This is a genomic window from Enterobacteriaceae bacterium ESL0689 (assembly GCA_029433525.1).
Lineage (GTDB): Bacteria > Pseudomonadota > Gammaproteobacteria > Enterobacterales > Enterobacteriaceae > JAQTIF01.
Genome location: JAQTIF010000001.1, coordinates 1,290,886 through 1,305,284, shown reverse-complemented (window position 1 = coordinate 1,305,284; position 14,399 = coordinate 1,290,886). Strand labels below are relative to the sequence as shown.

Below are 14,399 nucleotides of genomic sequence, written 5' to 3'. Positions count from 1 at the left end.
ATCCTGTCACGGGTCGTCAATGGTCTCCTGATGATTGTAGAGGATCACAATATCATTACAATTACCTTACCAGGATGTTTAGCCGATTTTATTCTGATTAGTGATCGCAGTCACGATCACATTATTATCTTAGATTTCAATTAAATAATTCCGAAGTCATAAGATTTATTCACCCTTGATATCTATCGATATTGTAGCTATCAGGCGCGGATAACGCAGAAATCATTGCGATCTCCCACGCCTGACACATCGTTGCAGTACGACCTTCGGGGACGGGTTAACGGCATCATCCGCCAATGGCTCCGATCCCGTTAACCACGTTTATCGCTTTATAAAAAGGCCAGAAAGTAGAGCAGGAATATATTCGCCACGAGCAGTAATATCGCTGTCGGGATCTGAGCCTTGATAACCGCATTTTTATCCGGCAGTGATAACAATGCGGCAGGTACGATATTATAGTTCGCCGCCATCGGCGTCATCAACGTACCACAATAGCCAGAAAACATCCCGATCGATGCTATCACCGCCGGATTACCGCCATGCTGTAACATCAGAATCGGAATGCCAATCCCGGCGGTCACGATCGGGAAAGCGGCAAAAGCATTGCCCATCACCATGGTCAGCAGCGCCATCCCCAGCGCATAGACGACTACCGCAATAAACCGGCTCTCCACCGCCAGATAATGATCCGTCAGCCAGGTAATACTATTACCGACCCCGGCGGCAGTGAACAGCAGTCCCAGCACGGCCAGAATCTGTGGCAGGATAAACGCCCAGCCCACAGAATCGAGCAGGCGACGCGCCTCCTGTACCGGTTGGCTGAGTTTCTCACGGGTAAGACGAATCGCCATGATTAGACCCGTTAATGTCCCCACGGTCATCGAAAACAGCGTAATCAGTGTGGTGTGCTGACCAGCACCAAAGAATGCGTGTTGCCATGTCGGCAGATTGTTAAATAACAGCACGCCCGCCACGGTCACCAGCGGAATCGCCAGCGCCGGTAAAAAAAGTCGATTACCCAGCCGCGTTGCACTGTCGGTACGTGTTTTCTCGCTGAGTTGCGGATAATGCCCCAGATGCACGCCCCCCGAGCCAGCAATCAATGCCAGCACCACAACGGCAACCCCCACCGCAATATTGACGCTATGCTTATCACCGACTAATTGATAGGTCCAGTCACCGGGCAGAAATAACAGGCCATAGAGCCCCCAGAACAGACCGGTGGTCAGGCGACGCGGATTACTCTTATCACGCCATGACAGGATGGCGACGATAAACAGCACAATCCCCGCCAGCCAGTAAAGCCAGGTTTGCTGAATATTCATGCTGCTTCCCCTTTTTGCCGCCTGATATTCGTCTTATCCAGCTCACGTTGCAGATGATAATCAAGACGCCATAAACGTGTCGCATGGATCAGAAAAGCACACAGCGCGGTTGGGATACCCCACAAAGCGATGTGCAGCGGTTCACTCTGAATATTTCCCGCTTTCAGCATAAAGTCATGCATAAAAATAACCGCACCAAACGCGATGAAGATATCCTCACCAAAAAACAACCCTACATTATCCGTCGCCGCTGACATCGCGCGCAGGCGATAGCGCACCGCCCTCGGTAAAGTGCCATATTTCTTCTCTGCCGCACCTTCTACCATCGGTGCCAGTAGCGGACGCACCATTTGCGGGTGTCCTCCCAGGCTGGTCAGGCCGAGGGCAGCGCTCAGTTCACGAACCAGCAGATAGACCATCAACAGACGCCCGGCGGTCACATGTCTGATCTGCGCGATCCACGCCTGAGCACGCTCTTTCAGGCCGTGACGTTCCAGCAGCCCGATAACCGCCAGCGGAAGTAAAAGAATAAACGGCAGGTTGCGGGTATTAAGAAAACCTTCGCCCAGTTTCTCCAGAATCGTGGTCATCGGTAGATGAGCCGCCAGACCGGTGGTTATCCCGGCCACAATCACCACTAAAACCGGGTTAAAACGTAAAATAAACCCGACCACAATCACGGCAATACCGATCAGTGGCCAGAGCGATACTACCTCTCCCATAATCTCTCCTTACTTGTTATCCCCCTGCCACTGAGCAGGCGCTATTTTTATTTTCTGCACTCACCTGAATATGATTTTCCGCGAAAGCCGCACGTAAGCGACGGGCGAAGTCCAGCGCATGTTCGCCATCGCCATGAAGACACACTGTTTCCGCGACGACCGTGGTCCATTCACCGCTAATGCTGCGTACCCGATGGTGTTGTACCATCTCCAGTGTCTGCGCCAGGGCTTGTTGTTGGGTATCGATAAGCGCGTCTGGCCGGGAGCGTGGCACCAGGGTGCCATCCGCCATATACCGGCGATCGGCGAATACCTCCTGACGTGTCGGCAGCTGATAACCCTGGGCGACGCGAATCAGTTCACTGCCCGCCAGCCCCACCACGATCAATTGCGGGTTAAAATCACGCACCGCTCTGGCAATCGCATCAGCCAGAACAACATCTTTCGCCGCCTGGTTATAGAGCATGCCATGTGGTTTAACATGCCGCAGGGTGCCCCCTTCCGCATGGGTGATCGCCGCCAGCGCACCGATTTGATACAACACCTGCGCATAAACGGTTTCCGCGGGCAGTTGCATCGCGGTACGGCCAAAATTTTCCCGATCAGGAAAGCTGGGATGAGCCCCTATCGCGACGCCATTTTTCAGTGCCTCACGGACAGATTGCTGCATTAATTGCGCATCACCGGCATGGAAACCACACGCGATATTTGCTGAAGTGACCTGTTGTAATAATGCACTATCATGAATACCGCCTTCACCGAGGTCGGCATTTAAATCAATCCTCATGACTCAGTCTCCATGCCAGTTGCTCAAGATAACGCTGCTGTTCAGCACGCGCCTGCAATGCTTCTTCGAGGGTGCTCAAAACGAAGTGAATCGGCTGACCGGGTGGAATCTGTGCCAGCTGGTACATATCCGCCGCGATAATGCAGGCAATACGCGGATAGCCACCCGTGGTCTGTGCATCATTCATCAAGACGATCGGCTGACCGTTATGCGGTACCTGAACGACGCCCGGTAAAAGACCGTGTGACAACATTTCACGCGGGGTCGTCCGTGTGAGTGCCTGACCTTGCAGGCGGTATCCCATTCGGTTGCTCTGGGGACTTAATTGCCACGGTAAATGCCAGAAATTGTTCTGTGAAATATCATCAAATTCATGATATTCCGGCCCTGGTAAGGCGCGAATGCGATTACCCATCGGCAGCTGTTTTACCCCACAGGCGGTACGAAACTGTCGGGATGGCTGGCCGATCTTCAGTCGATCTCCCTCTTTCAGACGGCGTCCCGCCAGCCCCCCCATTTCTGCTTTCAGATCGGTACAACGTGAGCCGAGCACTAACGGGACATCAATTCCGCCAGCGACAGCAAGATAACTGCGAACGCCAAGGCGCGGATTTTTCAGCACCAGATGTTGTCCCGCCTTCGCCGCCATGCGCCAGCCCAGCCACACCGGCTGACCATCCAGCGTCGCTTCACAAGCTGCGCCAGTTAACGCAAACCAGCTATCGCTTTCAAACTGGATATCCACTTGTCCCAGCGTTACTTCCAGCCCGGCCATATCAGGCGCATTACCGACCAGCAGATTCGCGATCCCAAGAGCGGGTTTATCCAGCGCGCCACAAAGACTGATCCCCCATTGCCTTTGCCCTTCACGTCCACCATCCTGTATCGAGGTGTATATTCCGGCGCGGATCATCTTCAACATACCCCCTCCTTTTGCGGCACAAAACGGACGCGATCTCCGGCACGCAACAACACCGGTTGCTGACGGGTCGGATCAAACAGCGCCAGAGGAGTACGCCCCAGTAACTGCCAGCCCCCCGGGGTCGCCAGAGGATAAATACCGGTTTGCACACCGCCAATCCCCACTGACCCCGCCGGAACGGACAGCCGTGGTTCTGCGCGGCGCGGCATGGCCAGCTGCGCCGGAAGCCCGCCGAGATAAGGAAAACCAGGCTGAAAACCGAGAAACCAGACCACATACTCAATGGATGAGTGCAGCTCAACAACCTGTTTTTCACTCAGTCCACTATGTTGTGCCACTTCGGCCAGATCAGGGCCCGCTTCACCGCCATAAATAACCGGGATCGCTATCTCTCGCGAGGCCACGTCGATCGCTTCGCTCTCATCCCACCAGCGTTGTAGTTGTTCGATCGTTTTCCACGCCATCGTCTGCGGATCACGCAGAATCACGGTAATATTGTTCATTCCGGGGATAACTTCCTGTGCCTCTTCATGCGCCTCCAGCCGTTGAACTAAGCGCCAGATGCGCTTCTGGCTCTCCAGCGTCACCGGCGGCTCCAGTTCCAGCACGACAGCCATTTCACCTAACATATAACAACGGGTGCTTTGCACTTTTTTATTCCTCATCAGGCTGGGTTAGGAATGTCAATAAAGGTGATATCCAGACGGGTATTTTGCGACAACCATTGACTGAGTGCGCGGATACCACCACATTCGGTGGCATGATGTCCGGCGGCATAAAAATGTATGCCCTGCTCGCGCGCAGAGTGAATGGTCTGTTCTGATACTTCCCCGGTGATAAAGGCATCGACCCCGAAACGGGCGGCGCTATCAATAAAATGCTGCCCTCCCCCACTACACCAGGCAACGCGCGTGATCTTCTCCGGGCCGTTATCGCCACACCACAATGGATCACGGCCAAGACGCGCCGCGATTGTGGCCGCCAGCTGTTCACCTGAAACAGGATGCGCTAACGTACCCCACGGCACTAGTGGCTCAATGTCTCCCTGGGGGGTGATCCCCAGCAAGCGCGCCAGCCGGGCGTTATTGCCCAATTCCGGATGCGCGTCCAGCGGCAAATGCCAGCCATACAGATTAATATCATGGCTTAACAGGGTTTTCAGACGCTGGCGCTTGATGCCGCGGATAAGCGGCGACTCGTTTTTCCAGAAATAGCCATGATGGACAATCACCGCATCGGCTTGCAGGCGTACCGCTTCATCCAGCAATCGCTGACAGGCCGTCACCCCGGTGACAATTTTCTGTACTGTTGTCCGTCCTTCTACCTGTAATCCATTGGGCGCGTAGTCGCTGAAAGCGGCGCTATTCAGTTTTTGATTAATCAGTTGCTCAAGTTCACTATTTTTCATTGCTCTCTCATCAGGCCATCATATTCTGTACGCCGATAACATCACGATATGCACCCAGGTGATCACTATGCCTGCAGGATCAATTAATAACACGGCCTATTGTTTATATTGTAATTTTTATACTTCCCGTGCCTGTTTTGCAAAATCTTTCTCTCACCCGTTTCCGTTGATAACCGCGTTTTTCGGGCAGACACGTCCACCGCACCCGTCAATCATCAGGCAGAGGAAGAGACAGCAGGAAATTGTTAAGGATGATTAACAGGCATGTGGCACAGCAAAATCAGCGTCATTCTGGTTCAGCCAGACGACAGACTGGCTGGTCAGAACTGACCCCCTGACCAGCCGACGAACATGACCGAATGTCATGAAAGCAATACCGATATCGCTGTCATGACATTAACATCAGACGTTTTTCAGCACTTCATTCACTATCTCTACCGCTTCTTTTTCTATCTGTTGACGATGCGTTTCACCAAGGAAACTTTCACAGTAGATTTTATAAGCATCTTCAGTACCCGACGGCCGAGCTGCGAACCAGCCGTTATCGGTCATCACTTTCAGCCCACCAATCGCCGCACCGTTGCCCGGTGCCGTGGTCAGACGCGCGGTAATCGGATCACCGGCCAGCTGGCTGGCACAGACCATTTCCGGGGATAACTTAGACAGTGCGGCTTTCTGTGCTGAGGTGGCCGCCGCCTGCAGGCGATTGTAACTGGGGGCACCGAAACGGGCGGCCAGTTCATCATACAGCTGTTGCGGATTTTTACCGGTGACTGCGGTAATTTCCGCTGCCAGCAGACACATAATGATGCCATCTTTATCGGTCGACCACGGTGTGCCGTCAAAACAGAGGAACGATGCCCCGGCACTCTCTTCACCGCCAAAACCTAAATGCCCCGTAAACAGACCATCAACAAACCATTTAAAGCCTACCGGAACTTCTACCAGTTGACGTCCCAGATCAGCGACAACCCGATCGATCATCGCCGAAGAGACCAGCGTTTTACCGACGGCGACCTGCGGACGCCATTGCGGGCGATGGCGGAACAAGTAGTTAATCGCGACTGCCAGATAATGGTTAGGGTTCATCAGCCCGGCGGGGGTCACGATACCGTGGCGGTCATAATCCGGATCATTGGCAAATGCCAGGTCGAATTTATCGCGCAATGCCAGTAATCCCGCCATCGCACATGGCGATGAGCAATCCATCCGGATGGCCCCGTCTTTATCAAGATGCATAAAACGGAAAGTCTGATCCACATGATCATTGACGATAGTCAGATCCAGCTGATAGTGCTGTGCAATCCGTTTCCAGTATTCGATACCTGAGCCGCCCAGCGGATCAACCCCCAGTTTGAGACCCGCTTTCTGAATCGCCGCCATATCGACGATATTCGCCAGCCCTTCGATGTAAGGCTGGATCAGATCCTGTTCCTGAACATGACCGGATGCCCATGCCGCCGCCAGGGAGAGACGTTTCACTCCTTGTAAACCAGCAGATAACAGCGCGTTAGCACGATTTTCTATCTCGCGGGTGACCCCGGTATCCGCCGGGCCACCGTTGGGCGGATTATATTTGATACCGCCATCTTCGGGGGGATTATGCGAGGGGGTAATCACAATGCCATCGGCGACAGAACCGCCTTGTTGATTGTGCATCAGGATGGCATGAGAGATCGCCGGAGTGGGCGTAAAGCCGTTGTTTTCCTGCACAATGGCATCGATGCCATTGGCCGCCAGCACCTCCAGTACGGAAATAAAAGCCGGTTCAGATAAAGCATGGGTATCTTTACCGACATAGCAGGGGCCGCTTATCCCATTCTTTGCCCGGTTTTCAGCAATGGCCTGCGCAATGGCCAGAATATGGGATTCATTGAAGTTATGCCGTCTGGCACTTCCGCGATGACCGGAGGTGCCAAATTTTACCGCATGTTCCGTGTTGCTGATATCTGGCTGCAATACATAGTACTGCGCGGTCAGTTGCGCCACATTAATCAAGTCACTTTGCTGTGCAGGCTGTCCTGCGCGTTTATCCACTGCCATTGCCTGATCCTTTGTTCTGAATACCTGGTAAAAAAACTAAATAGTACCGCAAACCTTCTCTATTAACTCAGCGGGAAACTGCATTGACTGCATGATATGTGCGATCATACTGCATTTCCGGCCCGTGTTGGTATTGGTGATCACCCACCAGGGCGTGCCTGGAATCGGTTTTGGTTTAGTGTGATTACCGCTTTTCAGCAGCGTCCGTGCCTCTTCAGCAAAATAGATGCGGGTGCGCCCGTGAAGAGACTCGGTCGCCGCAGCAAACGCCTGGGCGTTCTGGGCATAAAGTGTGGCCAGTATCAGTATAAAACGGTTGACCGCACGTTTTTGTTCTGCATATTCGTCAGATAACAACAATTCACGCATCGCGCGGATATTATCTTTCGCCGTGATCGTGATACCCGGTTTCGACTCACCATCGGACATTGCTGGCAAAATGTCTTTTGCTGACGCGGTATCTGACTGCGCTACAGCGGAAAATCGTAACATGCGCCGTAAAATGTCGGATGCGCTTTCACCGATATGCTGTGTATGGCTGGCAATATAGCTATAGAGATCGTCATCAACTTCAATTGTTTTCATCTTAATCCAGTGCAATATCTTATTTCTGAATATAAGCCGTCAGTATGATAAGAAAAAATACTGACAACCGATAGCGTCAAAACCAGAATGACGGTAAAACTCCAGCAGCAGGATGTTTTGCCGTCAGATGGCAGAATATCCAGCATAATACCCTAACCCGACAGCGTAAAAAAAAGAACTTTACTATGATATTAAATAGTCGCGCGCAATATGCACGCAATCCGCAACAGAATTTTCCTGTTATGCTGGTGCACGGGCTGTTTGGCAGCCTCGATAACCTCGGGAGCCTCGCCCGTGATCTGGTCACTGATTACGATACTTTACAAGTCGATATGCGCAATCATGGTCTCTCCCCCCGCTCTCCGGAGATGACTTATACTGCGATGGCGCAGGATCTGCTCGATACCCTCGATGCCCATCAATGGGACAACGTGATCCTGATTGGCCATTCGATGGGCGGAAAAGCGATCATGGCACTCAGTGCGCTGGCAGGAGCGCGTATTCATGGCTTGATCGTACTGGATATTGCGCCGGTGAACTATCAGCAACATCGCCATGATCACATCTTCCGCGCGATTAATGCCGTGAGCGCCGCTGGCGAAATCTCCCGCCAGCAGGCGGCGGTCATCATGCGCCAGTATCTTCACGAGGAGGGAGTCATTCAGTTTCTGTTAAAATCTTTTGTTGATGGTCAGTGGCGCTTTAATGTCCCGGTATTATGGGATCAGTATTCCAATATCACCGGCTGGCAACCGCTCCCCGCCTGGCCACATCCGGCACTATTCATTACCGGCAGCAACTCATCTTATGTCACGGATGCCTGCCGTGCGCCTTTACTGGCGCAGTTCCCTCAGGCGCGGGCACATGTGATCCCCGGCGCGGGCCACTGGCTACATGCCGAAAAACCGCAGAGCGTCATACGCGCCATTCGTCGTTACCTGACCACTTTGCCCGCACGAAAAGATTAAAAAACGGACAAACCGATAACAGAATGCCTGCGACCATTGGCGCGACAGCTTGCCTGATGTATAGTAAAACACTGTACACGTCGGTAGATACTGACGGCTTGTTTTTCCCGATATGACCACACATCATGGCAAAAGAACAAACTGACCGAACCACATTAGATTTGTTTGCCCATGAGCGTCGCCCTGGCAGACCAAGAACCAATCCATTGTCACGCGATGAACAATTACGCATCAATAAACGCAATCAACTCAAGCGCGATAAAGTCCGTGGCCTGAAACGTGTAGAGTTAAAACTCAACGCAGAAGCCGTTGACGCACTCAATGCGTTGTCAAGCGCGCGCAATATCAATCGCAGCGAGTTAATCGAAGAGATACTCATCAGCCAGCTGGCCATCTTGTATCAGCAGAATAATGACTGATATCGCGGCAATAGACCGTTTTATGTAGCAGAGTGTGCAGTCGGGCACAATTGCGGTTTCCGCGTGCTCTTCTGTTCTGCTATGATGACCATTATTCGTAGCAGAATGCTACAACCACTTCATTAAGTTTCAAGGGGTTATTTTACTCATGGCACTCATCGGCATCTTTTTTGGCAGCGACACAGGTAACACCGAGAATATTGCAAAAATGATCCAGACACGTCTTGGTAAAGACATCGCTGATATTCACGATATTGCCAAAAGCAGCAAAGAAGATCTGCAGGCTTATCAGATCCTGCTATTCGGTATCCCAACCTGGTACTATGGCGAAGCGCAATGTGACTGGGATGACTTCTTTCCAACGCTGGAAGAGATCGATTTCAATGGCAAGCAGGTAGCCCTGTTTGGCTGTGGTGATCAGGAAGATTACGCCGAATATTTCTGTGATGCGCTGGGAACTATCCGCGATATTATCGAACCGCAGGGGGCGACGATTATTGGCCACTGGCCAACCGCAGGCTATCATTTTGAAGCCTCTAAAGGTCTGGCAGACAGTGATCATTTCGTCGGCCTGGCTATCGATGAAGATCGTCAGCCAGAACTGACTACGGAGCGTGTCGATCAATGGGTTAAGTTAATTTCTGACCAGCTGCGTCTCAATGAACTCAGGAATGCCTGATAGTAGAATAGTATTACTATCGAATGTAACTCCATTGATAGTTTTTACCAATAAAATTAATTGGCAGCTTCCTTTTTTGTCCGGAAAGGCGCGTACCATAGCCGCGTGTTGACTCAGATTAGGGGTCATTATTTATCGTTTTTAACGCTATTGAGAACGCTATGCGAATGGTTTTCATTCCACCATAGCGGTTCTATAATGAAAAACATGACATAGCATTACTCTCTTTGTGGCTTCCGCAAAAGGAAGTTGATTGTTTTAGCAACAGGACAGATTCCGCATGACTGACAACAATACCGCCTTAAAGAAAGCTGGCCTGAAAGTCACGCTGCCAAGATTAAAAATTCTGGAAGTCCTGCAGGAACCCAGTAACCACCATGTCAGTGCTGAAGATTTATATAAACGTCTGATTGATATGGGAGAAGAGATCGGTCTTGCCACTGTTTATCGCGTACTGAACCAGTTTGATGATGCTGGCATTGTTACCCGTCACAACTTCGAGGGGGGAAAATCGGTTTTCGAACTGACGCAACAACATCACCACGATCACCTTATTTGTCTTGACTGTGGTAAAGTGATTGAATTCAGCGATGATTCTATTGAAGCGCGGCAACGCGAAATTGCCGCCAGTCATGGTATCCAGCTGACTAATCACAGCCTGTATTTGTACGGGCACTGTGCAGAAGGTGACTGTCGTCGCGATCCTCATGCCCATGAGACAGTTAAAAAGTAATTTCCCTGTCGATCACCGAAAAAAGCCAGCCTTTATCAGGCTGGCTTTTTTATCTTAAATCATCACGGATTTACTGCCCGGATTGTCCCCAGCTATCACGCAAACCCACTGTACGATTGAAAACCAGATGATCGGCAGTTGCGTAACGACTATCAAGACAGAAATAGCCTTCCCGTTCGAACTGATACGCCTGCCCAGGCTGTGCTTGCGCCAGCGAAGGTTCGGCAAAGCCCTGTTTAATTACCAGTGATTGCGGATTGATAACGGTCAGAAAATCATCTTCTGCCCCCGGATCGGGCACACTGAACAGGCGATCATAAAGACGAAACTCAACCGGTAATGCCTGCGCTGCGCTCACCCAGTGAATGACCCCTTTCACTTTGCGGCCATCTGCAGGATCACGACTCAACGTGTCAGGATCATAACGACAGAAGATGGTTGTAATTTTACCCTCTGCATCTTTTTCAACACGCTCAGCCTTAACGACATAAGCATTGCGCAAACGCACCTCTTTACCAGAAACCAGACGTTTGTATTGCTTGTTGGCCTCTTCACGGAAATCGGCACGATCAATCCATATTTCAGCGCTGAACGGAACTTGACGACTCCCCATCTCAGGCTTTGCCGGATGATTGGCCATCGTGACCATTTCACTCTCACCCTGCGGATAGTTTTCAATGATCAGTTTAACCGGATCAATCACCGCCATAGCACGCGGAGCGTGTTCATTCAGATCCTCACGAATACAGGATTCCAGCGATGCCATCTCGATGGTATTGTCCTGTTTAGTGACGCCGATGCGTTTACAGAATTCGCGGATAGCGCCTGCCGTATAGCCACGGCGACGCAGCCCGGAAAGGGTTGGCATCCGTGGATCATCCCATCCCTCAACATGCTTTTCCACCACCAGCTGATTGAGCTTACGCTTGGACATTACCGTATATTCGAGATTGAGACGCGAAAACTCATACTGCCGTGGGTGCACCGGGATCGTGATATTATCCAGCACCCAGTCATACAGGCGACGGTTATCCTGAAATTCCAGGGTACACAAGGAGTGCGTAATACCTTCCAGCGCATCACTGATACAGTGGGTAAAGTCGTACATCGGATAGATGCACCATTTATTGCCAGTCTGGTGATGTTCGGCAAATTTAATCCGATAGAGCACCGGATCACGCAGGACAATAAAGGGGGAAGCCATATCAATTTTCGCCCGCAGACAGGCTTGACCTTCCGCAAACTCGCCAGCACGCATTTTTTCAAACAACTGCCGGTTTTCTTCAATATTCCGTTGCCGATATGGGCTGTTTTTTCCAGGCTCCTTCAGTGAACCACGATATTCACGGATTTCATCCACCGTAAGTTCATCCACATAGGCCAGGCCTTTGTTAATCAGCTCCATAGCATATTGATAGAGTTGATCGAAATAATCAGATGAGTAATGAATATCCCCTGACCACTGGAATCCTAACCACTGCACATCATTTTTGATCGACTCAACATACTCGATATCTTCTTTCGCCGGGTTAGTATCATCGAAGCGTAAGTTGCACTGTCCCTGATAGTCCCTGGCAATGCCAAAGTTCAGACAAATCGATTTCGCATGACCAATATGCAGATAACCATTGGGTTCTGGCGGAAAACGAGTATGAATCGTGGTGTGTTTACCAGCAGCCAGATCCTGATCAATGATCTGGCGAATAAAGTTAGTCGGGCGGATCTCAGCCTCACTCATCGTGGGTTCCTCAAAGCATAAACAACATATGTGCGACATGATCTTACAAGCCGGACAGCGAAACAAGCCTTAGTTACGCAAAGACGCAGAGAGCATCAGTGATGATTTGTCCTGCTATCCGGGTAATATCACACCGGTTTTACCTTTCTGCCATCATCGCTGGCGGAAGCCAGATCACCGGCGATGACTTTTTTCATCTCATTGGCAACCACCTCCGCCTTTGCACCGATGACCACCTGGATAGTCTGTTTATTCAGTCTGACCACCCCGGAAGCACCTAACTGCTTACAGGCGGCATCGTTCACCAGACCGGCATCGACCACCGTTAAACGCAGACGGGTAATACAGGCATCAATCACGCGTAGATTATTATTGCCTCCTATTGCGGCGATATAGTTAACCGCCAGTTGCGTCAGCCCATCGTTAGTCGCACTGTTATTTTTTGCCACCAGCTTGTTGTCGACGTTATCTTCCCGCCCTGGCGTTTTGAGATTGAAAAGACGAATAACCGCACTGAATAACAGGAAATAGACAATAAAGAACACGACGCCCATCACCAGTAACAAGCCAACATTTTTACTCGCTGCGGGTAAATGGTACATGAGCGCATAATCAATCGCCCCGGCAGAAAAGGAGAACCCCGCATGGATCCCCAGTGACGTTGCGATAAACAGGCTGATACCGGTCAATATGGCGTGCAGCAAATAAAGCAGCGGTGCCAGAAACATAAACATAAATTCGAGCGGCTCGGTGACACCGGTCAGGAATGCGGTCACCGCGACGGACAGTAACAGCCCCCCTACCATCGGACGGCGCGCTTTGGGTGCGGCGAAATACATGGCTAATGCCGCCCCCGGTAAACCAAACATCATGATCGGAAAGAAGCCCGCCATAAACATTCCGGCTGAACCATCCCCGGCATAAAAACGATTGATATCACCATGAAATACGTTTCCTGCCGCATTAGTAAAATCGCCAATCTGAAACCAGGCAATGGTATTTAATACCTGATGCAATCCGGTAGGAATTAACAAGCGATTGATAAAACCAAAAATGCCCGCGCCCAGCGCCCCCAGCGAAACAATCCACTCTCCTCCGTGATGAATAGCCTGCTGTACCGGCGGCCAGATATAGCCAAAAATAGCGGCCAGGATCAGGCAGAAAAAACCCGTCGCGATAGGAACAAAACGTTTACCACCGAAGAAGCTGAGAAACTCAGGCAGTTTTATCTCCGCCCAGCGGTTATAAACCATCCCTCCGACCAGTCCGCTGATAATCCCTGCCAGCACCCCCATATTAATGTCCGGGTTAATCGTCACCATGGCTTTTGTCAGCACAAAATAGCCTACGGCCCCGGCCAGTGCCGCCGCACCTGCACTATCTTTAGACCAGCTCGATGCCACCCCAATCGCAAAAATGAGCGCCAGATTATCAAAAATAGCACTACCGGACTGGGCGATGAAGGCGATATTTAACAGATCGGATTGACCAAACCGTAACAGTAACGCCGCCACAGGCAACACAGCGATCGGTAATTGTAATGCTCTCCCCAATCGCTGAAAAAAACCTAAAATGTTCATTTTATCTCCCCTGCAAGCGACAAGAACATCGCTTACTGTTATTTATCCCGCTTTGTACTTCACTCATTTTACTGGTAAAACGCGAAATCAGATAATCTATGCCACACAGTACCAGGCATCACTACCGATAAGTTATCCGTTTTTGCGGCGAAAAAGGGGGGATAACATGAAATATCGGCAATAAATTGACTGGCTACGATAGCAGATTTCCCGGCTATGGTGCGAGCGAAGGCGTCGTTGTGAGCAATCTGACGTTAATCGATATCAACACAAACAGCGTCCCTGTCTTCACGCTGGTGGTTTTTTTGCAATTAAAATCATCATTAACTCAATATCACTCTCTGGTATACTGCTCAGTTATACATCGTTAATTTTCAGGCGCTAAGTAAATATTTGCTGACGATGAGCAGGGCAAAGCGTACATAACGATCTGAGCACTTCCGCTTTCATCACCGGCAATGGCACAGGCTCTGAATCTGCCCACCCGATA

The 14,399-nt window shown here is 50.9% G+C and carries 13 protein-coding genes and 1 pseudogene; 4 read left to right on the top strand and 10 right to left on the bottom strand.

What is annotated here, in order from left to right:
• Positions 1-329 precede the first annotated feature (329 nt).
• The 8 genes from PT300_06365 to seqA all read right to left on the bottom strand — a co-directional run bounded on the left by PT300_06365 (position 330) and on the right by seqA (position 7,792).
• The gene (locus PT300_06365) at positions 330-1,325 is read right to left on the bottom strand and encodes a DUF979 domain-containing protein (GenBank protein ID MDF7680244.1); all 996 of its coding nucleotides are present in this window, start codon (positions 1,323-1,325) and stop codon (positions 330-332) included.
• Entirely contained in the window at positions 1,322-2,047 is a 726-nt protein-coding gene (locus tag PT300_06360; GenBank protein MDF7680243.1) for a DUF969 domain-containing protein, read from the bottom strand. The genes PT300_06365 and PT300_06360 overlap by 4 nt, the downstream gene beginning before the upstream one ends.
• 16 nt (positions 2,048-2,063) lie before the next feature.
• The gene (gene pxpA / locus PT300_06355) at positions 2,064-2,834 is read right to left on the bottom strand and encodes a 5-oxoprolinase subunit PxpA (protein ID MDF7680242.1); all 771 of its coding nucleotides are present in this window, start codon (positions 2,832-2,834) and stop codon (positions 2,064-2,066) included.
• A complete protein-coding gene (locus PT300_06350; GenBank protein ID MDF7680241.1) occupies positions 2,824-3,756 on the bottom strand; it encodes a biotin-dependent carboxyltransferase family protein in 933 nt (310 codons plus the stop codon). Before PT300_06350 ends, pxpA begins: the two co-directional genes overlap by 11 nt.
• On the bottom strand, positions 3,750-4,406 hold the full coding sequence (gene pxpB / locus PT300_06345; GenBank protein MDF7680240.1) for a 5-oxoprolinase subunit PxpB: 657 nt from the start codon (positions 4,404-4,406) through the stop codon (positions 3,750-3,752). The genes PT300_06350 and pxpB overlap by 7 nt, the downstream gene beginning before the upstream one ends.
• Positions 4,407-4,420: 14 nt before the next feature.
• Positions 4,421-5,164 carry a type 2 GTP cyclohydrolase I gene (locus tag PT300_06340; GenBank protein MDF7680239.1) on the bottom strand — a complete coding sequence of 248 codons (744 nt, stop codon included), beginning with the start codon at positions 5,162-5,164 and terminating at the stop codon, positions 4,421-4,423.
• A 402-nt stretch (positions 5,165-5,566) separates the two neighbouring features.
• Positions 5,567-7,207, bottom strand: a complete 1,641-nt coding sequence (gene pgm / locus PT300_06335) for a phosphoglucomutase (alpha-D-glucose-1,6-bisphosphate-dependent) (GenBank protein ID MDF7680238.1) — start codon at positions 7,205-7,207, stop codon at positions 5,567-5,569.
• Positions 7,208-7,243: 36 nt separating this feature from the next.
• Positions 7,244-7,792, bottom strand: a complete 549-nt coding sequence (seqA, locus tag PT300_06330; protein MDF7680237.1) for a replication initiation negative regulator SeqA — start codon at positions 7,790-7,792, stop codon at positions 7,244-7,246.
• 185 nt (positions 7,793-7,977) lie between these two features.
• On the opposite strand from seqA, the gene ybfF reads away from it, so the two are divergent.
• The 4 genes from ybfF (at position 7,978) to fur (ending at position 10,591) form a co-directional block, all read left to right on the top strand.
• Positions 7,978-8,760: an esterase gene (gene ybfF, locus PT300_06325; GenBank protein MDF7680236.1), complete on the top strand. Its 783-nt coding sequence runs from the start codon at positions 7,978-7,980 to the stop codon at positions 8,758-8,760.
• Positions 8,761-8,885: 125 nt separating this feature from the next.
• Positions 8,886-9,179 (top strand): LexA regulated protein, encoded by a 294-nt coding sequence (gene ybfE, locus PT300_06320; GenBank protein ID MDF7680235.1) that lies wholly within the window; start codon positions 8,886-8,888, stop codon positions 9,177-9,179.
• Positions 9,180-9,327: 148 nt separating this feature from the next.
• Positions 9,328-9,858, top strand: coding sequence for a flavodoxin FldA (fldA, locus tag PT300_06315; protein MDF7680234.1), 531 nt, complete (start codon positions 9,328-9,330; stop codon positions 9,856-9,858).
• Between the two features lie 280 nt (positions 9,859-10,138).
• Complete coding sequence (gene fur, locus PT300_06310) at positions 10,139-10,591, top strand: ferric iron uptake transcriptional regulator (protein ID MDF7680233.1); 453 nt, start codon at positions 10,139-10,141, stop codon at positions 10,589-10,591.
• 70 nt (positions 10,592-10,661) lie between these two features.
• Here fur and glnS read toward each other — a convergent pair whose 3' ends face one another.
• Entirely contained in the window at positions 10,662-12,329 is a 1,668-nt protein-coding gene (gene glnS, locus PT300_06305; GenBank protein ID MDF7680232.1) for a glutamine--tRNA ligase, read from the bottom strand.
• 158 nt (positions 12,330-12,487) lie between these two features.
• A pseudogene (gene nagE, locus PT300_06300) lies at positions 12,488-13,909 on the bottom strand (N-acetylglucosamine-specific PTS transporter subunit IIBC).
• Between the last annotated feature and the right edge of the window lie 490 nt (positions 13,910-14,399).